Genomic DNA, 24,720 nt, shown 5'->3' with positions numbered 1-24,720 from the left:
CTTTAATCCGGTAAGCCTTCCCTTTATCCGTAAAGAACATCAGATAGTGATGTGAGTTCGTTACAAATAAATGCTCCACGAAGTCGCTATCCTTAGTATCCATGCCAACCACGCCCCGGCCTCCGCGTTTCTGGCTCCGGTAAGTGGATACAGGCAGACGCTTGATATAGCCGGTATGCGTAATGGTAATGACCACATCCTCCCGAGGGATCAGGTCTTCATCGAGAATACTCTCTTCCCCTACGGTAATGACGGTACGGCGATCATCCGTGAATTTCTCTTTAATCTCTTGTAATTCCTGATCAATGATCTCAAGAACAAGAGATTCATTAGCAAGAATCTCGCGGTATTCCGCAATTTTCTTAAGCAGTTCGTTATATTCATTTTCAATCTTCTCGCGTTCAAGTCCTGTCAGACGCTGTAGACGCATATCCAGGATCGCCTGAGCTTGTTCAAAGCTCAAGCCAAACCGTTCAATGAGTCCTTCACGGGCAATTTCCGCCGTCTGGGAACTGCGGATCAGTGCGATCACTTCATCCAGATGGTCAAGCGCAATCCGCAAACCTTCCAGAATGTGTGCACGTGCCTCAGCCTTTTTCAGATCAAATTCAGTCCTGCGGCGAATAACCTCAATTTGGTGCTGGAGATAATAATGCAGAACCTCACGAAGAGTCAGAATCTTCGGTTCCTTATTCACAATCGCCAGCATATTGATTCCGAAGGTGGACTGCATCGCTGTATGCTTATACAGGTTATTGAGCACCACATTCGGATTTACATCCCGGCGGAGCTCAATCACGATACGCATACCGTTGCGGTCAGATTCATCACGCAGATCCGTAATTCCCTCAATCCGCTTCTCACGGACAAGTTCGGCAATTTTCTCGACAAGGCGAGCTTTATTAACCTGATATGGAATCTCATGCACAATGATCCGTGCCTTATTGTTATTCTCTTCTATGGTTGCATTGGCACGCATTGTAACCGATCCACGGCCCGTTGTATAAGCCTGACGTATACCCGAGCGGCCAAGGATAAAGCCTCCAGTCGGGAAATCCGGTCCTTGAATGTAATCCATCAGTTCCAGGGAAGTAATCTCTGGATTCTTGATTAATGCCTGAACCCCATCGATCACCTCACCCAGATTGTGTGGCGGTATGTTTGTAGCCATCCCCACCGCAATCCCGGTTACCCCGTTAACAAGCAGGTTTGGAAAACGTGCCGGCAAGACAACAGGTTCCTGCTCTTCCCCGTCGTAGTTCGGCATGAAATCAATGGTCTCTTTATTGATATCACGGAGCATTTCTATCGCAATCTTGGATAGACGTGCCTCCGTATATCGCATGGCCGCAGCCATATCACCGTCAATTGAACCGAAGTTGCCATGTCCATCTACAAGCATGGTACGCATTGCAAAATCCTGAGCCATCCGCACCATGGATTCGTATACAGCAGAGTCCCCGTGAGGGTGGTACTTACCAATAACTTCGCCTACGATTCTGGCGGATTTCTTGTAAGGCTTGTCCGGTGACATGCCTAATTCATTCATGGCGTATAAAATACGGCGGTGAACCGGCTTAAGCCCGTCCCGAACATCCGGGAGGGCACGGCTAACAATGATGCTCATCGCGTAATCCATAAAGGATTCACGCATCTCCACACCAATATCCCGATCTATAATTTGCGAGTGTTTCTCTTCCGCCATGCTGTACCTCCTTATCATCTTCCAAAATGCCTATTTGGTTAAACCCATCCGCTAAATCAACAGCTGCTGTCAGCCGTTCATTCCGATCGTCTTGTATGCGGAGTGAGCTGTACAAATAGACCTGTAAATCAGTCTCAAGATCAATCCACTTAAGTATGAAAAAAGCCGTTAAATCGGCTTAAACGCCTGAAAACCACTAACATTTATTATATTACTTTCACGATATAAGCACAATTAAACGTTAGCTTCGTAAAACTTCCTTTTCTTCATGCGTTTGATGAAAATTGGGGATGTGTCCATTCCCCTTGCCCACCATTCACATACACTACAAGCATAGGCATTCCTGAATTGTCCAAAAAACTTGAAAAATCCCCATATCTTATAATTATATCATTGTTTTTCTCTTCTGTCCTATGTTTTTCGTGTATCCATGGATAACCATCACCTGCTGAGGGAAAGGAAGGAAATTGAACTTGAGAATTCAACGAATAGCAAGCAAGTGGCAAAAAACTCAAATTCTACTGCAGGGCCCGCATCTTCAAGTCTATATTCCCGAGACCCAGAAATTCTCGCTCGAAAATCTAAACACGATGATCCATAAATATGGGCTGGTCTACATCAAGCCGGATAGAGGCACCTACGGTCAAGGGGTTATGAGCGCGGAGTATAACGGACCGCTCACTAGCGATACATCGCCCCAAGCTGAACCGCAGGTACCGCAAATACAGGAGCCTTCACCGCTTCCTCCGTCGTATAAGCATCGTTATGGTGTGCAAACCCAAACCTATCTGAGCATTGATGAGTTGTATGCCGTCTTGATTCACAAAATCCAAGGACGAGAGTATCTCATCCAGCAAGGGATTGACATGCTGACCTATCAAAGACGTAAATTTGACCTTCGGGTGCTTGTTCAAAAAAACCTCAAAGGAGAGTGGGAAACAACCGGTTATATCGGGCGTGTGGCCGCGCATCAAAAGATTATTACAAACCACCACGGGGGAGGAACCGCTCTTCCAATTGAGCACTTATTGGGTCCACATATGAATGAACGCCAGCTCCAGCTTATGATTCAAGAACTCCGGCAAATCGGAACTCTGGTTGGATACCAACTCCAGAGTGCATATCCACGGCTTAAAGAGCTCGGACTGGATGTAGCGGTAGACGCAGGTTTCAAAGCCTGGATTCTGGAGGTAAACACACTGCCTGCGCTTTTCCCATTTAAAGAACTCAAGGATAAAAACATTTACAAGAGAATCCGGAAATACGCGATTCATTATGGAAGGTTCTCCAGGTCAAGAAGCGCATCATTCCGGTAACGAGATCCGTGCACAACAAAAAAGCCACAGCCATAGGCTGCAGCTTCATCAATTAAAAATCAAGGTTGGTCACATATTTGGCATGTTCCTGAATGAAATCACGCCGCGGCTCGACATTGTCACCCATCAGCGTATCGAAGATCGAGTCAGCCTGAATGGCATCCGCAATGGAGACCTGCTGCATAGTCCGGCTTTCCGGGTCCATCGTTGTCTCCCACAGCTGCGTGGCATTCATCTCGCCCAATCCTTTGTAGCGCTGAATGTTGACCTTGGCGTTCTCACCAAATTCAGCGATGATCTCGTCACGTTCCTTCTCGGAGCCCGCATAACGGACCGTCTTATTGCGTTCAATCTTGAAGAGCGGCGGCTGTGCAATATACACGTAACCAGCTTCAATGATCTTGCGCATATAACGATAAAAGAAGGTTAGCATCAGAGTACGGATATGCGCCCCGTCCACGTCCGCATCGGTCATAATAATGACCTTGTGATAACGGGCTTTCTCAAGATCGAAATCATCTCCGATACCGGTACCCAGAGCGGTGATAATCGCCCGGATCTCGGCATTGCCGAGAATACGGTCAAGGCGAGCTTTCTCCACATTCAGGATCTTACCACGGAGCGGCAGAATCGCCTGAAAATGACGATCGCGCCCCTGCTTGGCCGAACCTCCCGCAGAGTCCCCTTCGACAATGTACAGCTCACTGATAGAAGCATCCTTGGAGGAGCAGTCAGCAAGTTTACCCGGCAGCGAGCTGACTTCCAGCGCACTCTTGCGCCGGGTCAGTTCCCGTGCCTTACGGGCCGCTTCACGGGCCCGGGAGGCTTGCAGCGCTTTCTCCAGAATCCGCTTGGAGACCGAAGGGTTCTCCTCCATGAATTCCTGAAGCTTCTCAGCGAACAGGGATTCCACGATGCCGCGCACTTCACTGTTCCCGAGCTTCGTCTTCGTCTGACCTTCGAACTGAGGTTCAGGAATCTTCACCGAGATAATCGCGGTCAGGCCTTCACGAACATCATCACCGGTAAGATTGGAGTCACTATCCTTGATCAGGTTATATTTGCGGGCATAGTCGTTAATAATCCGGGTTAGAGCACTCTTGAATCCGGATTCGTGGGTACCGCCCTCATGTGTATTAATATTATTGGCAAATGAGTAAATATTCTCGGTATAGCTGTCATTGTACTGGAGAGCAACCTCCACCTGAATCATGTCTCTTGAACCTTCGACATAAATCGGATTCTCATGAAGAGCTTCTTTGTTCTGATTCAGAAACTGTACGTATTCACTGATTCCGCCTTCGTATTTGAACGAATTGGACTGTCCTGTCCGCTCATCATGCAGGGAGATGGATATTCCTTTGTTCAGGAAGGCCAGCTCGCGGATACGCGTAAGCAGAATATCGTAATCAAAGACGGTTGTCTCGGTGAAGATTTCCGGATCCGGCACAAACGTTGTTTTGGTTCCTGTCTCATCCGTGTCACCAATAATGCGCAGATCATACTGAGGCACACCGCGCCGATATTCCTGCTGATGGATATGACCGTCCCGCTTGACTTCAACAACAACCTTCTCGGACAGTGCGTTTACAACCGATACGCCCACCCCGTGCAGACCGCCGGATACCTTGTATCCTCCACCGCCGAATTTACCGCCGGCGTGAAGCACAGTCATGACTACTTCCAGCGTGGAACGCTTCAGCTTCGGATGTTCTCCTACCGGAATTCCGCGTCCGTTATCAATAACCGTCACACTGTTGTCCTGGTGCACAATAACATCGATGTGGTCGCAGTAACCTCCCAGCGCTTCATCAATACTATTGTCCACGATTTCCCATACCAAATGATGCAGACCTCTGGCGCTGGTAGAGCCGATATACATACCTGGACGTTTCCGTACGGCTTCTAGGCCCTCCAGCACCTGTATCTGATTCTCATCATAGGATTGTTCATTCATCGACATGCTTTCACCTGCTTCTTATAGAAATTCAGTTGCTGCATTTACGCATTTGCAAAAAAATGATGTGCCCGCTTCTTGAGCGTAGCTGAGGAGATCGGTGAATAGTACACAGTCTGCTTCGTCACCACGATCGACTTCGATTCTTCCTCACTGATGTGAACCACCTGTTTCATCTTGAGCGCATGGGTTACGAATTGCTTGGAGATTTTCGAAGACTTCTCGACAGATATATCAAAAATAGCGACAAGCTCAGCAGAAGAAATAATCTTCTCTCCGCCTAAATGAATGTACATACCGTTCCTCCATCCTAGCTATTTACTTGTCCGTCCTGGACATGATAAATACCGGCGTCCTTCAGCTTGCCGGCATTGATCGTCTCAATCCCGGTAGCGGTAATGAACGTCTGTACTTTGCTTTGAAAGGTCTCAATCAATTGAGTCTGGCGGTACGGGTCCAGCTCAGAAAGAACATCATCAAGAAGGAGAACCGGGTATTCTCCGATCTCCTCATGAATCAGCTCGATTTCCGCCAGCTTCAGGGAGAGGGCCGTTGTTCTCTGCTGGCCCTGAGACCCATAAACTTGGGCTTCTTTGCCGTTGATATGGAAGGCCAGATCGTCCCGGTGCGGTCCTGCAAGCGTCATGCCCCGGCGCATCTCCTGATCCTTCATTTGTGATAACTTTATCATAAACTGCCGCAATAAGACAGCTTCATCTTCTTCCTCTGCCTCTCCGAAGGAAGGCAGATAAGCGAGCTCGAGCTTTTCCGTTCCGTTCGTTATGCCCTGATGGATATCAGAGGCCCACTTTTGCAGCTTTCTTATAAATTGTTTCCTTTTCCTGATAATTTTAACACCATGCTCGGCCAGCTGCTCATTCCAAATCTCCAGCATCGTGGACATGTCGCTCCCACTGCCCCAAGATTGCTTAAGCATGTTGTTGCGTTGAATCAGAACTTTCTGATACATCTGCAGATGATACAGATAACTTGGTGTAACCTGTCCAATCTCCATATCCAGGAATCGCCGTCTGATGCCAGGAGTCCCCTTAACAATCTCCAGATCCTCTGGAGCGAACATCACCACATTCAGCGCTCCGATGAAGTCGCTCAGCTTCCGCTGCTCCAAGCCGTTGATCTTAGCCTTCTTCCCCTGGGGGGACAGCCTCAGCTCCAAAGTCACAGCTCCATACTGCTTGTCCACTTCAGCACCTAGATGGGCCGCATTCTCCTGGAATGCGATAAGCTCCTTGTCCTTGCTTGTCCGGTGCGACTTCGTGAGGGCCAGTACAAAGATGGCCTCGAGCAGGTTCGTCTTCCCCTGAGCATTCCGGCCAATGATCAGGTTGACACTGCCGAAGGAATCCATCTTCAGCTCATTATAGTTGCGGTAATGCTGTAGATTTAAATTTTTGACAAACATTGAACGGTTACCCCCTCATCTTACGCTGCCTTTCCCGGGTAGGGCAGTAACGCGGATTACCAGGGAGATTATTCAGCCGTAACTTGAAAAGTACCGCAGTCCTCAACCTCCACAATATCCCCCGGATACAACTTCCGGCCCCGGCGCTCCTCCGGTTCGCGGTTCACCTTAACCGCCCCCTCCTGCAGCAGGGCCTTCGCCATCCCGCCTGTCGGCACACAATCAGCCAACTTCAGAAATTGGTCCAGCTTAATATATTCACTGTGGATAAGTATATTTTTCATGCATAATCCCTCCTTCTGAAGTTATCAACAGGTGTATAACTTATTTAGTTGGTAGTCCGGTACGGGAGAATCAGGTATAGGCTGCGGCTCTCATCAACCGGCTTAATAATAATTGGACTCATAGGCCCGGTGAATCCAATGTGCAGCTGCTCACTTTCGACAACTTTAAGAACATCAAGCATATATTTAGAGTTAAAAGAAATGCGAAGCGGGTCCCCGGTGAACTCGGCAACATCCAGCTGCTCCGTAACTTTACCAAGTTCAGATGAGCTTGAGGAAATCTCTATTGTACCATCTTCCAAGGTCTGTAGGCGAACAATATTCGTCTTTTCTTCCCTGGAGAGCAAATAAGCACGGTCAATAGATTCGCTGAGCTTCTTGGTATCCAGCACAATCTCCGTTTTGTAGTTGGTTGGAATAATTTTAGAAGTATCGGGATATGTGCCGTCCAATATACGTGAATAGAACAGCACCCGGTCAATTTTGAACAGAACCTGGTTATCTGCCACAACGATATCCACGCGGGTGTTCTGGTCCGGAATGATTTTGCTGAGCTCGTTCAGCGTTTTGCCAGAAATGACAATATTGCTGAATCTTACATTCTCGGCATCATCCAATGGAGCCGTACGGCTGGCTAGACGGTGGCGGTCAGTAGCCACGAATTTGAACAGGCTGTCGCTCAAGTTCCAGAGAACACCTGTAAGAATTGGCGTTGTCTCTTGGGTGGAAATGGAGAAGACCGTCTGCTTAATCATATTACGGAGCAAATCTCCTGGCATGGAAATAACCTGATCCTCTTCGATGCTTGGAAGCACTGGGAATTCCTCGGGATCAAGCCCCACCATCTGGATGTCGGTTGCGCCAGAGCGGATAAAGGTTTGGAAGCCGTCTCTCACTTCCATCTCAATCTCCTGGGATGGCAGCTTTTTAATGATTTCGACAAAAAACTTCGCAGGCAGCACGACACTACCCGGACGTTCTACCTGAACGATGGTCTTCTTGTCATCTTCAGCCGGAATAAAAGCCTGAATGGAAATGTCAGTATCACTTGCGGTCAGAATAACGCCTTGAAAGTTAACCTCCAGCTTAATACCAGTCAGAATCGGGATAGTAGTGCGACTGGAGATTGCTTTGGATACATGCTGGATAGATTCGTTCAGATCATTTTTTAATATGCGAATTTTCATAGTTTCAGCTCCTAAAGGTGGTATAGGCAAAAAGTTTGCAGTATAAGGCATATTGGGATGTTGTCATACATATACTTTAATATGCTGCTTATTTGGTTGAAGATGAAGATTGCCGTTAGGGGGATTTCATCTGCACGTGTTATGAAGATGTATATCTTTTAAATAATTTATAGAAGTAGTAGGGGGCCTGAATATGTGGATAACCAGGCAAACAACATAAAACGAAGCCTATTCACATGTGTATAAATTGTGCATAGGCTTTTGATCTTTTTATGCTGAAATTTTGAGCTATTTCTGTAAGATGACTTAGGACGAATTCTTGATTTTCTCGGTTAGCGTGTTGATCACTTTATACAGCTCGGGATCGACCTTTAGATGCTGGGTGATCTTCTCATGAGCATGGATAACGGTTGTATGATCCCGGCCTCCGAAGGCATCCCCGATCTTAGGAAGGGAATAATCGGTCAGCTCCCGGGATAGATACATCGCAATCTGCCTTGGGAATGCAATGGCCTTCGTCCGTTTGCGCGCTTTGAAATCCTCCATCCGCAGGTTGTAATAATCGCCAACTTTCTGCTGGATATCCTGGATTGTGATCATCTTCGGCCGGCTGGACGGAATAATATCCTTTAGCGCCTCGGCAGCCAAATGGGTGGTCACATCCTGGTTGATGAGCGAGGAATAAGCTACGACACGGATCAGGGCGCCTTCAAGCTCCCGGATGTTCGTATCGATCTGATTCGCGATATACATCATCGCCTCATTCGGAATATCAAGATTCTCAGCCTTGGCTTTCTTGCGGAGAATCGCGATCCGGGTCTCCAGGTCCGGAGGTTGAATATCCGTAATGAGCCCCCATTCAAAGCGGGATCTCAGCCGCTCTTCAAGCGTCGGAATTTCTTTTGGCGGACGGTCACTGGAGATAATGATCTGCTTGCGCTCTTCATGCAGCGCGTTGAACGTATGGAAAAATTCCTCCTGCGTGGACTCCTTGCCGGCCAGGAACTGGATATCATCAATCAGCAGAATATCGATATTCCGGTATTTGTTGCGGAAGCTCTCTGCCCGGTTGTCCCGGATGGAATTAATGAACTCGTTCGTAAATTTCTCGGAAGAAATATAAACCACCTTGCTGCTTGGACTATGTTCGAGAATATAATGTCCGATCGCATGCATAAGGTGGGTTTTGCCGAGACCTACCCCTCCATAGAGAAACAGCGGATTATATGCCCTGGCCGGTGCTTCTGCAACAGCCAAAGAAGCGGCATGTGCGAACCGGTTGCCTGAACCAATAACGAACGTATCGAACGTATATTTCGGATTAAGCATGTGGGTTATCGTGTCTTCACTTGGAACGGGAGGAGGTGTTTGGGCCTGGGGAAGGGATGGTTCGCTTGGTCTTGATTCCTCAATCACAAAGGAAACATCAACTTGCTTGCCCATAATTTCCATGACTGTCGTTGCTACGAGCTTGGTGTAGCGGCTCTCCAGCCACTCCACCGCAAAAGTAGTCGGTGCGGAAATGACGATAGTCTGATCGGTTATAGAAACGGCCTTGGTTGCCTTGAACCAGGTATCATAACTCGGCTTGCTCAGCTTGGTTTGTATAATGGATAAAATTTGCTGCCATATTTCAGAGGTATGGCTGTCCACAGACTGTCACTCCTTTAAAATCATCCAATTGTGGTTAAAGCCATGCGTGGAATGTCGAAAAAAACTGAAATATGGGGGATTTATCCCCATTAATCAGTGAAACGGGAGGATATACACAAAGTATAAAATCGAATTGTTCACAATTTTATCCACAGGCTGTTGATAAGGTTATACGAAAAAGCAAGATATACACAAAGAAAACAATTCAATCATAGCAAAAGAAGTGTTATATTTCAACGCAAAGCCGGAATTTATCCACAAATTCAATAACTTGTGTATAAATATAATTAACACCACTACATATTGTTTATAAATTGTTTAAATTTCGACAGAACCTGTAGAAAACTAAAAAAAATTATTCACAGGTTGTCCGATAACGCAAAAACGGCTGTCCCCAATTTCATGGGGAGCAGCCGTTAGTTTTTGCCCTAAATTGTGATTTATAGCGCTGATTCTGCATCAAATTTCCGCAAAAATGAAGTTATACACAGCCTGATTTCTGCTTATTGATGGACAATTTTACGCTGATACTCGGATATTGCCATATATTCTTTCTCCAAATTGCGGGAGATCCGGATATAGATCGGCAGGAGCTCCTGATACATCTTTACATGCTCTGGAATTGGGGTATGACGATGGGTTGGCCCTACCATAGTGGAGACAACCGACAAGGAGTCGACTTTGCCTAAAGCGTACAAACCAAGCACAACAGCGCCCAGACAAGAGCTTTCGAAGCTCTCCGGGACAATAACCTCCTGATCAAATATGTCCGCCATCATCTGACGCCAAATTGGCGATCGGGCGAATCCGCCCGTCGCATGAATGACTGAAGGCACCATTTGTTCCTTCATGGCAAGCAGTACGGTGTACATATTGAAAATAACGCCCTCCAGGACGGAGCGCACCATATGTTCCTTTTTATGATGAAGCGTAAGGCCGAAGAACGAGCCTCTGGCATCGGGATTCCACAGTGGAGCCCGCTCACCGGTTAAATAAGGATGGAAGAGCAGCCCGTCAGAGCCGGGCTGAACCCGTTCCGCAATCTTGGTCAGCACATCATAAGGGTTGATCCCCAGTCTCTTGGCAGTCTCAACCTCGGAAGCTGCAAATTCATCCTTGACCCACCGGAAGATCACTCCTCCGTTATTCACAGGCCCTCCGATAACCCAGTGTTTATCGGTAAGCGCATAGCAAAAGATCCGCCCCTTCGGATCTGTGACAGGACGGTCTACGACGGTACGGATCGCTCCGCTGGTTCCGATGGTGGCCGCCAGAACTCCCGGTTCAATAGCGTTTACACCGAGATTGGACAGAACTCCGTCACTCGCCCCGATGACAAAAGGGGTTGATGGCAATAGCCCCATCACCCCCGCATATATGGGATCCAATCCTTCGAGCTTGTAAGTCGTCGGTACGAGCTGTGACAGCCGGTCTTTGGTGATCCCAGCCACACGCAGAGCCTCCTCGTCCCAATCCAGGTTCTTAAGATTCATTAGTCCCGTGGAGGAGGCGATGGAATGATCGACGACATATTGTTGGAACAGCTTGGCTGTCACATACTCCTTAATAGAAATAAACTTATCTGTACGGCCGAAAATCTCCGGATGGTCCTCCCGCAGCCAGATCAGCTTAGCAAGAGGGGACATCGGATGAACCGGTGTCCCTGTGCGCAGATATATTTCATGTCCGTTCATGTCCTTCTTAAGTTTGGCAGCCCAGGCTGCACTCCGGTTATCCGCCCAGGTTATGCAGGCCGTCAGCGGCTTGCCTTCCTGATCCACAGCAATGACGCTGTGCATGGCTGAGCTGAATGCGGCGAACATCACTCGTTCCGGCTGTACCCCGCTTGTCTCCATCACTTGCCGGACAGACTGAAGGACCGCACCAAAAATTTGCTCGGGGTCTTGCTCGGCTACCGAAGAATCAGGAGTATAGAGCGGATATTCCTGGGTTGCTGAGGTAACGACCCGTCCATCTTCTTCAAATAACACGGCCTTTGTGCTTGTAGTTCCCATATCAATGCCAATCATGTAGTTCGTATTATTCATGTTTGTACCTTCTTTCTATAATGCTGAGGATGCTTTATACAAAGGCGCTCAGTATAAGAATGAGGACAAGCCCCATCACGGATAATAGAGTCTCCATCACAGTCCAGGATTTCAGAGTCTGTGGAACCGACATGTTGAAGAATTCTTTAACCATCCAGAAGCCGGCGTCATTGACGTGGGACAGGATGATGGAGCCCGCACCGGTTGCCAGAACTACCAGCTCCACATTGGCTCCTGGAGTCAGTGCAAGTACGGGAGCAACGATGCCTGCTGCCGTTGTCATCGCCACGGTGGCTGAACCAGTTGCCACACGAATCAGAGCTGCAACAAGCCAGGCGAACAAGATGACGTTAACATGTGCGCTTGTGGCTATGTCCGCAATAGCTGTGCCGACGCCGCTGTTAATTAACACCTGCTTAAATGCGCCGCCTGCCCCAATAATTAATATGATGGTCGCTGTAGGGGCCAGACATTCACTGGTGAATTTGCTGATGTCTTCCTTCGAGAATTTTCTGGCAAAGCCAAGCGAGAAGAAGGAGAACACCGCTGCAATCAGGAGTGCAATAATTTCATGGCCAATAAACTCGCAAAAGCGGGTAAGACTGCTTATGGCCTTGGGATCAATAATATTAGCCACAGATCCGATGAGCATAAGGATGACCGGCAGCAGGATCGTGAACAGGGTGATGCCGAAGCCGGGCAGGCCGCGTTCGCTTTTTAGGGCGAACTGTTCAGCCAATTTGGCTGGCGGCTCTACTTTAATGCGCTTACCAATATATTTACCGAACAGAGGACCTGCGAAGATGGCTACAGGAAGTCCGACTAGAATCGAGTATAGAATCGTTTTACCCAGATCCGCATGGTAGGCTTCAATGGCAATCATCGGAGCTGGATGCGGGGGTACAAGACCATGAACGGTGGATAGACCCGCCAGAATCGGAATCCCAATTTGCAGCAAAGACATCTTTGTCTTCTTGGCCACGGTGAACACAATTGGGATCAGCAGAATCACACCGACCTCAAAAAATACCGGGATACCGACAATAAAACCAACAAACATCATCGCCCAGTGAACTCTCTTCTCACCGAACTTATTCACAAGGGTGGTGGCAATCTGTTCAGCCCCGCCGGATTCGGCCATCATCTTACCCAGCATGGTCCCAAGAGCTATGACAATCGCAATGGTACCCAGCGTTCCGCCAAGACCACCGGTGATCGATTTAATGACTTCCTCCGGTTTCATGCCGGTAAGCAGACCAAGCATCAGAGCGGAGATAAGCAGGGTCACAAACGGGTTCCATTTGTACTTGGAAATCAGCACAATCAGGAAGACGATAGCGACCAGCGTCCAAATTAACAACGTTGCATTATGACTTAATCCAAAGATGCTGTTCATTGCAATGACTCCTCTGTTTGTAAATTTTTTTATTTCAAGGGGATGAACAAAAGAGTGGAAAAGCTGTTCATCCACTTAAAAGCGCTTACAATAAGTCTTTGTTTTGACTAGTATGGTTAAAATTAAGATAAATCACTCTGGTGTATACTTGTCGACAAGTTTGGTGGCAGCAAGTGCTGCTCCTCTAAGTCTTATTAGGAATGAAATAAATGAATAATCAAGGACAGAGGTTGGGTGAAGCCCTTAGTTCATTCCATACCTTCTTATTTATAAAGAAGGAAAACTGTGGTGAAGTGTCGTTCTGGAATCGGAGAAATATTCACGAACCACCTCTTGAATACGCTTGGGGTCCTTGGATTCAAGTCCTTTTACCAGCAGACGGTGTTTATCAATAACAAACTGGACTTTGTCTTCACCTTTGGAGAACACTTCCTCTGTAGTAATCAGCATGACGGTCATGACGATATGGCGGATGCTCTTCCAGAGATGGAGAATCCGGGTATGGTCAGCTTCCATCACCATCGATTCATGGAATGATAAATCCAAATAAGAAAAATCAACGACATCTTTATGCCTTGCAGCCAGTTCCATCTTATCGATGATCATCTTAAGGCTTGGGATCAGCGTGCCAAGCTTCATCACGGATACCCGCTGCTGAACGAAACTTTCAATCAGGTAACGAACATCATACAGCTCTTCCACATCTTTAAGGCTGAGCCCCAGAACTACGGCTCCCATTCGTTCCAGCCGGATTAGTCCCTCGCTGGCAAGAACCCGCATTGCTTCACGCACGGGCGAGCGGCTTGTGCCGAAATCGGCTGCAATCCGGTTCTCAGACAGAACCTCACCCACCTTGATGGTTCCCTTTATAATTTGTAATCTCAGCTCGCAAGCGATAGATTCACCAAGTGAAGCCCCCTGCAGCCATGATGAAGGATACTGCATCATTAGTAACTCTCCTATCAAGTTCGAGTAACGTTACATTAAACGTATATCCCGATCTTAACACAGGTGCGTGAGCAGGTTCTATGGGACACAGCTGATCTGTAAAACCAACTCCTTATTCATTTGGTATACTTGTATACAACTTGTAAGTGTATATTAACCCAACCAGCTATAACTGTAAACAGGAAATTGTAAGCGATAACAAAAAAACGCAATATATTTTTTCACACTCCTTTTAAAAAAAGAGGGAGATAAGTTGAACTTAAGAAGAAGCAGGAGTGTGAAATGCTTCAAAAAAAGGGTGAAGCCGTCATGCAACGTCACACCGCGCGAAGCGTCCGCCTGGGGGACCGGGCTTTTTCTTTATAAGTTTATTTAGAAAAATAATTATTCACATGTGTATAAGTCAAAACAGGGTTTCAAAGGCATTAAACATGTGGATAACTGCATTTATAAAAAAATTATCCACTGAAATTTGAATTTAAGATCTAGGTTAAGGGGGAGAGGATTGGTTGACTTTCAGCACATTTCATGGTTAAATGTATAAAGGCTTTTTCTGCGGTGATTTTAAAGTAAGAAGAAGACAGTAATCCTGTGAGGGGGTGCAATATATGAAACCGACTTTCAAACCGAATGTGAGCAAACGTAGTAAGGTTCACGGTTTCCGTAAGAGAATGAGCACAAAAAACGGCCGCAAGGTGTTGGCTGCTCGCCGTCTGAAAGGTAGAAAAGTACTTAGTGCGTAAATGATGCGCGTGAAGACCACTGCGGTGGTCTTTTTTTCATAAATGGCAGTAAAAAAGGTAGATCAATCGGATTTTCTTGAATTTGATACTGGTTTAGGGTCTACGGAGATGGTTCATAATACAAGCAATTAACGTACATCTCTTCGGTAAATTAGGTGTGCATTCAAGGAGATTATCGTGCATAAAAAACTGCGTTTGAGAAACCGGGCTGATTTTGGACGGGTATATCGTTATGGCAAGTCCTTTGCCAACCGTCAGCTGGTGGTGTATTGGTCTGTTAAAAATGATGTGGAGCAGTTCCGGCTGGGCATTTCCGTCAGCAAAAAGATTGGCAATGCGGTAGTCCGCAACCGGATGAGGCGGCTGATCAAGGAGATTGTCAGGCTGCATAAGCTTGAGATCCGGGATCATGTTGACATTATTTTTATCGTAAGAAAAGGCGCGGTAACGATGGAGTACAAGGAGCTTGAGAAGAGTGTGCTTCATGCACTTCGAAAAGCAGGCCTTGTAAGGGCTTCACGTGCTTGAGGGGCTTGTTTATTTGTCCTTTCAAATATGGTATGATTTAGGCTGATGGATTGGTTAAGAGAGGGGTTATGAAGTGTCGCGATTGAAGTCAAATAAAAGCAAGTGGCTGCTTATTGCATTGGCCATAGGATTGCTTGTTCTGTTAGCGGGCTGTGCGCCAAGTTCCACCGCCACACATACCACGGCGGATATGGCTAAGAGTGGTTCGTGGTGGACAAGGAATGTGGTTTATTATTTCTCGTATGCTTTGGATACGTTCGCCCAATGGTTCGGCGGCGAGTATGGACTGGCTATTCTGGTCATGGTGATTATTGTGCGGACGATTATTCTTCCGCTTACCCTTAAGCAAGTGAAGAGTTCGAAGGCGATGCAGGCGATTCAGCCGCAGCTGGCTAAGATCAAGGAACAGTATAAGGATAACCCTCAGCTTCAACAGCAGGAGACGATGAAGCTGTTCCAGGAGAATAAGGTAAATCCGATGGCTGGTTGTTTCCCTCTGCTTATTCAGATGCCGGTATTCATCGCGCTGTATAACTCGATTTTCTATAACTCCGCTATTCGGGAGCATCCGTTCTTATGGCTTCAGCTCGGTCAGCCGGATCACTTGTTCATCCTGCCAGCTCTAGCTGCGATCAGTACATTTGTTCAAACGAAAATGATGTCCAATATGAACCCAGCGGGAATGCAGGGACCTATGCAGTTCATGATGTTTATCTATCCTGTTCTGATCTTCATCATGGCTTACAATTTCCCTTCCGCACTTCCTTTGTACTGGTTCTTCAGTAATATCTATACGATTATTCAGAACTACTTCCTCTACAAGAAACCAGCTGGTGAAGTAGCAGCGGCTGTTGCCGGTGGACCTAGCACAGGCGGCGGCAAATCGAAGAGAGGCGGATCGAATCTGAAGGCCGGAACTCCGGCAAGAGGCACCAACAAGGAGGCCAACAAGAAAAAATGAACAGAGTTGTGACGTCGGGAAAAACCATTGAAGATGCTGTAAAACAAGGATTGGCCAAGCTCGGCACCACCGAGAGTCAAGTCGCCGTGAAAGTGTTAGAGCAGCCGTCAAAAGGATTCCTGGGTCTGTTCGGAGTCAAGGAGGCCAAGGTAGAGCTTACTCTGCTGGCTGACAACGGATCAGAACCGCCTGAGATTGAATCTGCTCATGCAGAGATTGTAGAGCCGCCCGTTACAAGCAGCGATGAATTTCAGCATGAAGATAAAGATCCTTATCAAGAGGCGGCGTCATTTATTACTGAAGTGGGTGCAAGTATGGGCCTGCAGGTTGAAGTTGAGATAGTAAAGCGTAAAGACAGCGCAATACTCAACATCTCTGGCTCTGATCTAGGCTTATTGATTGGCCGAAGAGGTCAGACACTGGATGCTTTGCAGTATTTGACCAACATTGTAGCCAACCGCTACTCGCATAGTTTCATACGTCTGGTACTCGATGCGGAGAACTTCCGGGAGCGCCGGAAGAAGACACTCGAGGAGCTTGCCTTAAGGCTCGCAGGAAGAGTGGTTCGGACACAGAAGGAGGTCTCCTTGGAGCCGATGTCCCCTCAGGAGAGGAAGGTTATTCACTCCAAGCTGCAGGATCATCCGGATGTCAAAACTTACAGTAAAGGCGAGGAACCTAATCGCCGGGTTGTCATTACGGTAAGACAAAGTAAATGAATGTATGGGGAGTGACGTTTGCTTAGGCAATCGTCATTTCTTTTTATCTATATATGAAGAGGTGACTTATGGTTACGGATACGATTGCTGCCATTTCAACGGCAGTGGGAGAAGGCGGAATTGCGGTTATACGTGTGAGCGGTCCTGAATCCATTGCTGAGGTAGGCCGTCTGCTCCGTTCCAGAACACCACTGGTCGAAGCTGACAGCCATACCGTGCATTACGGGTTTATTATAGATCCGGATTCGGGAAATAAACTGGAAGAGGTTCTGGTTACAGTGATGAGGGCCCCGCGTTCCTTTACCACAGAGGATGTAGTGGAGATCAGCACGCATGGCGGAGTGATCTCAGTTAAACGGGTGATGGATCTGCTGCTCCGGCAGCCAGCTATTCGTCTCGCTGAGCCGGGTGAGTTCACGAAGCGGGCTTTCTTGAACGGAAGAATTGACTTGTCCCAAGCGGAGGCCGTCATTGATTTGATCCGATCGAAGTCGGACCGCGCTTTCTCAGTGGCTCTAAAGCAGGTCGAGGGGGATCTATCCCGGAGAATTCAAGACATCCGTCAGACGCTTCTTGAGACGCTGGCCCACATTGAGGTGAACATTGATTATCCGGAGCATGACGTGGAGTCTCTAACTTCTGCTTTTATTAAAGATAAATGTTCTCTTGCTATACAGGAAATCGACAAGCTGCTTAAGCGGTCGAACGAAGGTAAAATTCTGCGCGAGGGGATTACAACTGCAATTGTCGGTCGTCCGAACGTGGGCAAATCATCGTTGATGAACGCACTTTCGCGGGAGAATAAAGCTATTGTTACGGATATCCCGGGCACAACGCGGGATGTTATTGAGGAGTTCGTTACGATTAACAATATCCCACTGAAGCTGCTCGATACCGCAGGGATTCGGGAGACGATGGATGTTGTAGAGCAGATTGGTGTGGAGCGCTCCAAAGCGGCGGTGAATGAAGCCGATCTGATCCTGCTTGTACTGAACGGGGCTGAGCCGCTGCATGAGGATGAGGTTAAGTTGATGGAGCAAATTCAAGACCGTCAGGTTATTGTGCTCATCAACAAGAGTGACCTTCCTCAGCAAATTGATCTTGAAACTGTCAGCCGTTATTTTCCGGAGCAGAACCGGGTTAAACTGTCGGTACGGACAACGGAGGGGTTGGAAAAGCTGGAGGAGGCGATCACGGAGTTGTTCCTTGGGGGCCAGCTTGAATCGGGCGATCTGACGTATGTCAGCAATGTAAGGCATATAGCCCTGCTTCACAAAGCTGCCGCCTCGCTTAAGGATGCTTATGCGGCCGCAGATGCCGGAATACCTATTGATATTTATCAAATTGATGTACGGCTTGCGTGGGAACAACTGGGTGAAGTGATTGGAGATTCCGCTCCTGATTCGCTGCTTGATCAGATTTTCTCCCAATTTTGCTTGGGGAAATAAAAGGATTTATGCCAGCGTGCCGTTCAGAGGACCCGGATCATGATATGATGGTGAAGGATTGTAATGCAAGGTGAGCTAAAGATTTACCAATAGGCAAAAGTGTGAATGATTCTGGAGAAGCGAAGCGTTCGCCTTTGTGACCGGGCTTCCACCTCATAAATTTAATTCAAGAAATCTGGGAGCAACAGCGATCGAAAGAACATTTCACACGGCTGCGTTACTTGTAAATCAATTGTTCAACTTATCTATTCCATAAATCCAAGAACAACAGTTGATTTTAGGAGCATTTTACGTGCTGTACTTTTCTTGTCCATCATTAGTTCAGTCGTTGTAGGTAATAATGAGATAGATCAGCGTTTCTCGGATGCGGTGAGGATGGAAATCATAAGACGAGAGAAACGCTCTATATAAGGAGGCAACAATAAAATGGGATACCCAGCGGGTGAATATGATGTAATCGTCGTGGGCGCGGGTCATGCCGGTGTGGAGGCTGCGCTTGCTGCGGCACGGATGGGCTGTAGTACACTAATGGTCACCATTAATCTGGATATGGTGGCATTCATGCCTTGTAACCCGTCCATTGGCGGCCCTGCTAAAGGCCATGTGGTTCGTGAGATTGACGCGCTTGGCGGCGAAATGGGCCGGAATATCGATAAAACCTTCATCCAAATGCGGATGTTGAACACAGGGAAAGGACCGGCTGTTCATGCTCTGCGGGCTCAGGCGGATAAGTTCCTGTATCAACATGCGATGAAGGAAACGATGGAGAAGGAAGAGAATCTAACCCTTCGCCAAGGTATGGTTGAGAAATTAATTATTGAAGACGGAAACTGTGTCGGCGTTATTACGAAGACTGGAGCAGAGTACCGCGGGAAAGCGGTAGTGTTAACCACTGGTACTTATCTCCGCGGCAAAATTATAATGGGTGAACTGATGTACGAAAGCGGCCCTAATAATCAGCAGCCTTCTGTAGGACTGGCCCACCATTTGAAGGAAATTGGTTTTGAACTGGTTCGCTTTAAGACGGGAACACCACCGCGTGTTCATAAAGATACGATTGATTTCTCCCAAACTGAAATTCAGCCAGGGGATGATAAGCCGAAGTTCTTCTCTTACGAAACCAAAGGTTCGAACAATGAACAGCTGCCATGCTGGCTGACTTATACTTCAATTGAAACCCATGAGATTATCAATGCGAATCTGCACCGGGCTCCGATGTTCTCGGGAGTTATTGAAGGAACGGGCCCAAGATATTGTCCTTCTATTGAGGATAAAATCGTGCGGTTCAGCGATAAGCCTAAGCATCAGATTTTTCTTGAGCCGGAAGGTAAGAACACTTCTGAGTACTATGTGCAAGGGCTATCCACCAGCATGCCGGAGGATGTTCAGCTGCAGATTCTTCGTTCGATTCCAGGCCTGCAAAATGTGGAGATGATGCGTACCGGATATGCGATCGAGTACGATGCCATGGTGCCGACTCAGCTCTGGCCTTCGCTGGAGACCAAGCTTGTTCCCGGCCTGTTCACGGCTGGCCAGCTTAATGGTACTTCGGGTTATGAGGAAGCGGCTGGCCAGGGGATTATGGCAGGTATTAATGCCGCACGGAAAGTACAAGGCAAAGAGCCTGTTGTACTGGACCGTTCCCAAGGTTATATTGGAGTGTTGATTGATGACCTGGTCACCAAAGGAACCAATGAACCTTACCGTCTGCTGACCTCCCGGGCGGAATACCGTCTTCTGCTCCGCCATGATAATGCCGATCTTCGTTTAACTCCAATCGGTTATGAGATTGGCCTGATCAAGCAGGAGCGATATGATCAATTCCTCACCAAAAAGATGAATGTGGAAGTGGAGATTGAGCGGCTCAAGAACACGAAGGTGAAACCGGTGGATGTGAATCCGATTCTGGAATCGATTGGGTCAGCGCCTATTCAGGATGGCAGTACACTGCTGAACATTTTGCGTCGTCCTGAAGTTGGCTATGCTCATATTGAGCCTTTGTCTCCTTCTTCGGTAGAACTGGACGAAGAGACCAAAGAGCAGGTTGAAATTCAAGTGAAATACGCGGGATACATCGAGAAGCAATTGCTCCACGTGGAACGTTTACAGAAGATGGAAAAGAAGAAAATACCGGAGAACATTAAGTATGAAGATATCCATGGCATCGCTATGGAAGCCCGTCAGAAGCTTGACCGGATCCGCCCGATTTCCATTGGGCAGGCTTCCCGGATTTCGGGAGTTACCCCAGCCGATATTTCGATCCTGCTTGTCTATCTTGAACACTATAACCGGGTAACCGCAGCAGGGGGATAAGGAATGGATTCTGTTCAGACGGGATTTGTAGAATTACTTCAAAATCAAGGAATGGAATTAAGCGAGCATCAGTTGAACCAGTTTGAGATTTATTTCAAGGAACTGGTGGCATGGAATGAAAAAATGAATCTAACCGGGATTACGGAGCGTGATCAGGTTTACCTGAAGCATTTTTATGATTCATTGAGTCTTAGCTTCTATATGGAGATGGGCAAGATAAGCAACCTCATCGATGTAGGTTCTGGGGCGGGTTTTCCAGGTATACCGCTAAAAATCGCTTTTCCTCATTTACGGTTAACGATTGTTGATTCATTAAATAAACGTATTGGCTTCCTTCAGCATGTAGTGGATGATTTGCAGTTGGAGCAGGTTAAGTTAATTCATGGCAGGGCAGAGGACGTGGCCAGACTGGCAGAGCATAGAGACTCTTATGATTTGGCCACGGCGCGTGCTGTTGCACGAATGGCTGTACTGAATGAGTTCTGTTTACCTTTTGTGAAACCCGGTGGGACTTTTGCCGCCATGAAGGGCAATGATCCAGAGGAAGAGCTAAAGGAAGCTGCTTTTAGCTTGAAAGAGCTTAAAGGTTCAGTAGTTAAAAACTTCAAGTTTTCACTTCCAGTTGAGCAGTCAGAACGGCATATAATCTTGATTAAAAAGACGGCGGCTACTCCAAAAAAATATCCGCGAAAAGCGGGAACACCATTAAAATCACCTCTAATTTAGGGGTGATTTTTTTGGTATATTTTGTGTTCCACGTGAAACAAATACTTGAGGAAGTAAAGTAAATTTCACTTTTTAAAATGCCCTGAAGTCGCCATTTCATAAAAGGGTGGAAAAGAGCAGCTTGGTTTCATACAAAGTGATGATACATAACATGTTTACAAAACCTGCATTTATCAGAAATCTGGTATGATTCTATAGAAACTGGTAAGATAGAGAATAGGATTATAGAGGAAAAAGTGATAGAATAGATTATATGTATAGCTAGCGAATTTCCTTCTGAAATGGGATGGATATCCCGCATGACCTGAGGTAACTTAAGGACCTTATAGGATGCCATTAAACTCATTCCCATGGAATGAAGATCATAAGGCTAGAGAGCCTTATGCTACTTTGAAATTAGGTGGTAATCTACGGAATGAAAGAACAATTTTCTAAATTGTTTGGGTTGACCGAACGAAATCATGGGGAAGAAGTGAAGCAGCTTCCGGTGGACAATATTGTCAGCGGGCCTTATCAGCCAAGGACAATCTTTGACGATGAACGGATTGATGAGTTGTGTCAGACCATCAAGACTCATGGCGTCATTCAACCCATTGTGGTTCGCCTCCGGAATGAGAAATATGAGATTATTGCAGGTGAGCGTCGTTGGCGTGCGGTTAGGAAGCTCGGTATCGAGACGATTCCTGCTATTATCCGGGACTTCAATGATTCTCAAGCAGCCTCGATTGCATTGATCGAGAACCTTCAGCGTGAGAATCTGACCTCAATTGAGGAAGCAATTGCTTACCAGAACCTCATTGATCTTCATCAATTAACCCAGGAAAGTCTGGCCCAGAGACTTGGAAAGAGCCAGTCTACCATCGCAAACAAGATACGTCTTCTTCAGCTGCCGGAAGTCGTGAAGAATGCTTTAATGGAACGTAAAATTACAGAACGTCATGCAAGAGCCTTGCTCTCCCTGGAGACCGAGGAATTGCAGCTCAAAATTCTGGAAGAGATTATTGCCAAAGACTTAAATGTCAAACAGACGGAGGCAAGAATTGCTTTCTACAAAGAAGTAGCTAAAAACAAAAAATCAAAGCGTATTTCTTTCACTAAAGATGTCCGTCTGGCCTTAAATACGATTCGTCAATCCATTGATATGGTATCGGGATCCGGCTTGCAGATTAAGACGGCTGAAACAGATCATGAAGATCATTATGAAATCGTAATCAAAATTCCCAAACGCTAAAACGGGCAAATTTGCGCTAGAAGGCGGCGGCAGAGCCGCTTTTTCTGTCTTTTTGTAGCTGCTTCTTGGTGTTGACTGGCATAGTTGTACAGATATGATAGGCTTAACCGAGATGCTTGGGGAAGAGGACTAGGGTGTTCAAGTTGAATAAGGCAGACGACATTACACTCTAGGTCAGCTATGCTGATACAGGGTGAATTGTCTGATAGTGATGAACAGTGACTACTGGCAGGGAGTAAGTGATCCTTTGTAACGTAAGTGGCTGCTTTGGCAAGTAGATTTCTATTGTATGACTAGCCATGGGATCAAGAAGCCGAGGCACAACGACGAAAGGAACATTTTACTCACGAAAAGGATTGGTCCTGAAATTTCACTATTGAGATTTTCTGTATTAATCAGTCATCCTATTTGAACAGTTTAGCTTAAATCGTTTTCCAGCTTCCGCACAGCCTGTATTCTGTATGGATCTACAAGAAGATTTTTAAATAATATTGAGGTGAACAGGTTGTCTAAAATCATTGCCATTGCCAACCAAAAAGGCGGTGTAGGAAAAACAACAACATCGGTCAATTTGGGAGCCGGGCTGGCTACGTTGGGGAAGAAAGTTTTACTTGTGGACATAGACCCTCAAGGAAATACAACCAGCGGTATTGGTATAAATAAAGCGGACGTTGCCAATTGCATATATGATGTTTTAATTAACGAGGTTCATCCTAAAGAAGCCATCACTTCAACGCAAATTGAAGGGTTAGATATGATTCCGGCAACCATTCAGCTTGCGGGTGCTGAGATTGAACTTGTTCCCACCATTTCGCGTGAGGTGAGACTGAAGAAGTCGCTGCAGATGGTGAAGAGCCAATACGATTATATTATTATCGATTGTCCTCCTTCGCTTGGTATTCTTACGATTAACTCACTGACAGCTGCCGATTCGGTGCTGATCCCGATTCAATGTGAGTATTATGCTCTTGAGGGACTCAGCCAACTGCTTAATACGGTACGTCTTGTTCAGAAGCATCTGAATACCTCGTTGCAGATCGAAGGTGTGCTTCTTACCATGTTTGATGCAAGAACAAATCTTGGTATTCAGGTTATTGAAGAAGTGAAGAAGTATTTCCAGCAGAAGGTATATAAAACTGTTATTCCGAGAAATGTCAGACTTAGTGAAGCGCCTTCGCACGGTCAGTCAATTATTACGTACGACCCTCGCTCCAAAGGGGCAGAAGTGTATCTAGAATTGGCAAAGGAAGTGATTTCTTATGAGTAAGCGCCTGGGAAAAGGTCTTGATGCGTTGATTCCATCGCTTACTGTGAGTGAGGACGATAAGGTGGTCGAAATCCCCCTTAATCAACTTCGGGCGAATCCATACCAGCCACGTAAAACTTTTGATGAGGAAGCCATTCGTGATCTTGCGGAATCGATTCGTCAGCATGGTGTTATTCAACCTATTATTGTACGAAGTGTTCTCAAGGGCTACGAGATTATTGCCGGGGAGCGCCGGTTTAGAGCTTCTCAATATTGCGGCAACACAACCGTGCCTGCTGTAGTGAGAAATTTTACCGATCAACAGGTTATGGAAATTGCATTGATTGAGAACCTTCAGCGTGAGAATTTAAATGCAATGGAAATTGCAGTCGCTTATCAGGGGCTAATGGATCAGTTTGATCTCACACAGGAGGAGTTATCTTTAAAGGTAGGAAAGTCGCGTTCTCATATTGCCAACTTCCTTCGCTTGCTAGCTCTACCTGAAGAGGTGAAGGATTATGTTTCACGTGGAACATTATCTATGGGGCATGCAAGAGCCATAGTTGGATTGAAGGATGCGACTATGATTAAACAGCTTGCTAAGCAGTGTATTGAGAATGAGTGGAGTGTTAGAGAACTTGAGGATGCGGTTCAGCAATTAGATCGTAAGAAGCTGGACGCAGCAAAAGTGAAAGTTGCAACTAAGAAACGGGACCCTTATATTGAAGAAGTAGAAGAAAGTTTGCGGGAACGTTTCAAGACAACGGTCAAAATCAAGTCATCTAAGGACAAAGGAAAGATCGAAATTAACTACTTCAGCCAACAGGATCTACAGCGATTACTTGACATGCTTCAATGATGGATTGACATATCTCTCCTTGTAGTCAG

21 protein-coding genes (1 of these 21 cut by a window edge) are annotated in these 24,720 nt (G+C 46.6%); 11 read left to right on the top strand and 10 right to left on the bottom strand.

Annotation, left to right across the window (positions count from 1 at the left end; genetic code table 11):
* On the bottom strand, positions 1 to 1,705 hold the 5' portion of the coding sequence (gyrA, locus tag BN6628_RS25100; protein ID WP_068621663.1) for a DNA gyrase subunit A. The gene continues 830 nt to the left of window position 1, outside the view; 1,705 of the gene's 2,535 nt are visible here — the first part of the coding sequence; the start codon lies at positions 1,703 to 1,705; the stop codon falls past the left edge of the window.
* Between the two features lie 473 nt (positions 1,706 to 2,178).
* On the opposite strand from gyrA, the gene BN6628_RS25095 reads away from it, so the two are divergent.
* Complete coding sequence (locus tag BN6628_RS25095) at positions 2,179 to 3,021, top strand: YheC/YheD family protein (RefSeq protein WP_068621661.1); 843 nt, start codon at positions 2,179 to 2,181, stop codon at positions 3,019 to 3,021.
* Positions 3,022 to 3,073: 52 nt separating this feature from the next.
* On the opposite strand, the gene gyrB is transcribed toward BN6628_RS25095, so the two are convergent.
* The 9 genes from gyrB to BN6628_RS25050 form a co-directional block, all read right to left on the bottom strand.
* On the bottom strand, positions 3,074 to 4,984 hold the full coding sequence (gene gyrB / locus BN6628_RS25090; RefSeq protein WP_068621659.1) for a DNA topoisomerase (ATP-hydrolyzing) subunit B: 1,911 nt from the start codon (positions 4,982 to 4,984) through the stop codon (positions 3,074 to 3,076).
* 38 nt (positions 4,985 to 5,022) lie between these two features.
* On the bottom strand, positions 5,023 to 5,274 hold the full coding sequence (gene remB / locus BN6628_RS25085; RefSeq protein WP_068621657.1) for an extracellular matrix regulator RemB: 252 nt from the start codon (positions 5,272 to 5,274) through the stop codon (positions 5,023 to 5,025).
* A 14-nt stretch (positions 5,275 to 5,288) separates the two neighbouring features.
* A complete protein-coding gene (gene recF, locus BN6628_RS25080; RefSeq protein WP_068621655.1) occupies positions 5,289 to 6,401 on the bottom strand; it encodes a DNA replication/repair protein RecF in 1,113 nt (370 codons plus the stop codon).
* 68 nt (positions 6,402 to 6,469) lie between these two features.
* Positions 6,470 to 6,685 (bottom strand): S4 domain-containing protein YaaA, encoded by a 216-nt coding sequence (gene yaaA / locus BN6628_RS25075; protein ID WP_068621653.1) that lies wholly within the window; start codon positions 6,683 to 6,685, stop codon positions 6,470 to 6,472.
* 44 nt (positions 6,686 to 6,729) lie between these two features.
* Positions 6,730 to 7,872 (bottom strand): DNA polymerase III subunit beta, encoded by a 1,143-nt coding sequence (gene dnaN / locus BN6628_RS25070; protein WP_068621651.1) that lies wholly within the window; start codon positions 7,870 to 7,872, stop codon positions 6,730 to 6,732.
* A 306-nt stretch (positions 7,873 to 8,178) separates the two neighbouring features.
* The gene (gene dnaA / locus BN6628_RS25065; RefSeq protein WP_068621650.1) at positions 8,179 to 9,525 is read right to left on the bottom strand and encodes a chromosomal replication initiator protein DnaA; all 1,347 of its coding nucleotides are present in this window, start codon (positions 9,523 to 9,525) and stop codon (positions 8,179 to 8,181) included.
* A 503-nt stretch (positions 9,526 to 10,028) separates the two neighbouring features.
* Positions 10,029 to 11,573, bottom strand: coding sequence for a gluconokinase (gene gntK / locus BN6628_RS25060; RefSeq protein ID WP_068621648.1), 1,545 nt, complete (start codon positions 11,571 to 11,573; stop codon positions 10,029 to 10,031).
* A gap of 34 nt (positions 11,574 to 11,607) precedes the next feature.
* A complete protein-coding gene (locus BN6628_RS25055; protein ID WP_068621646.1) occupies positions 11,608 to 12,969 on the bottom strand; it encodes a GntP family permease in 1,362 nt (453 codons plus the stop codon).
* Between the two features lie 267 nt (positions 12,970 to 13,236).
* Complete coding sequence (locus tag BN6628_RS25050) at positions 13,237 to 13,914, bottom strand: GntR family transcriptional regulator (RefSeq protein ID WP_068622657.1); 678 nt, start codon at positions 13,912 to 13,914, stop codon at positions 13,237 to 13,239.
* Between the two features lie 611 nt (positions 13,915 to 14,525).
* Here BN6628_RS25050 and rpmH point away from each other — a divergent pair.
* The 10 genes from rpmH to BN6628_RS25000 all read left to right on the top strand — a co-directional run bounded on the left by rpmH (position 14,526) and on the right by BN6628_RS25000 (position 24,691).
* Positions 14,526 to 14,660 (top strand): 50S ribosomal protein L34, encoded by a 135-nt coding sequence (rpmH, locus tag BN6628_RS25045; protein WP_068621644.1) that lies wholly within the window; start codon positions 14,526 to 14,528, stop codon positions 14,658 to 14,660.
* Positions 14,661 to 14,837: 177 nt separating this feature from the next.
* Positions 14,838 to 15,188: a ribonuclease P protein component gene (rnpA, locus tag BN6628_RS25040; protein ID WP_068621643.1), complete on the top strand. Its 351-nt coding sequence runs from the start codon at positions 14,838 to 14,840 to the stop codon at positions 15,186 to 15,188.
* Positions 15,189 to 15,261: 73 nt separating this feature from the next.
* The gene (locus tag BN6628_RS25035; protein WP_068621642.1) at positions 15,262 to 16,149 is read left to right on the top strand and encodes a YidC/Oxa1 family membrane protein insertase; all 888 of its coding nucleotides are present in this window, start codon (positions 15,262 to 15,264) and stop codon (positions 16,147 to 16,149) included.
* On the top strand, positions 16,146 to 16,868 hold the full coding sequence (gene jag / locus BN6628_RS25030) for an RNA-binding cell elongation regulator Jag/EloR (RefSeq protein ID WP_068621640.1): 723 nt from the start codon (positions 16,146 to 16,148) through the stop codon (positions 16,866 to 16,868). The genes BN6628_RS25035 and jag overlap by 4 nt, the downstream gene beginning before the upstream one ends.
* A 68-nt stretch (positions 16,869 to 16,936) precedes the next feature.
* Entirely contained in the window at positions 16,937 to 18,316 is a 1,380-nt protein-coding gene (gene mnmE / locus BN6628_RS25025) for a tRNA uridine-5-carboxymethylaminomethyl(34) synthesis GTPase MnmE (RefSeq protein WP_068621637.1), read from the top strand.
* Positions 18,317 to 18,742: 426 nt separating this feature from the next.
* Entirely contained in the window at positions 18,743 to 20,629 is a 1,887-nt protein-coding gene (mnmG, locus tag BN6628_RS25020) for a tRNA uridine-5-carboxymethylaminomethyl(34) synthesis enzyme MnmG (protein WP_068621635.1), read from the top strand.
* Positions 20,630 to 20,632: 3 nt separating this feature from the next.
* On the top strand, positions 20,633 to 21,355 hold the full coding sequence (gene rsmG / locus BN6628_RS25015) for a 16S rRNA (guanine(527)-N(7))-methyltransferase RsmG (protein WP_068621633.1): 723 nt from the start codon (positions 20,633 to 20,635) through the stop codon (positions 21,353 to 21,355).
* A 415-nt stretch (positions 21,356 to 21,770) separates the two neighbouring features.
* The gene (gene noc / locus BN6628_RS25010) at positions 21,771 to 22,586 is read left to right on the top strand and encodes a nucleoid occlusion protein (protein ID WP_068621631.1); all 816 of its coding nucleotides are present in this window, start codon (positions 21,771 to 21,773) and stop codon (positions 22,584 to 22,586) included.
* 505 nt (positions 22,587 to 23,091) lie between these two features.
* Positions 23,092 to 23,853: a ParA family protein gene (locus BN6628_RS25005; protein WP_068621629.1), complete on the top strand. Its 762-nt coding sequence runs from the start codon at positions 23,092 to 23,094 to the stop codon at positions 23,851 to 23,853.
* Entirely contained in the window at positions 23,846 to 24,691 is an 846-nt protein-coding gene (locus BN6628_RS25000; protein WP_068621627.1) for a ParB/RepB/Spo0J family partition protein, read from the top strand. The genes BN6628_RS25005 and BN6628_RS25000 overlap by 8 nt, the downstream gene beginning before the upstream one ends.
* Positions 24,692 to 24,720: the final 29 nt, after the last annotated feature.

Origin of the sequence: Paenibacillus tuaregi, assembly GCF_900086655.1 — a bacterium.
GTDB lineage: Bacteria > Bacillota > Bacilli > Paenibacillales > Paenibacillaceae > Fontibacillus > Fontibacillus tuaregi.
This window is presented reverse-complemented; position numbering and strand designations above follow the sequence as displayed.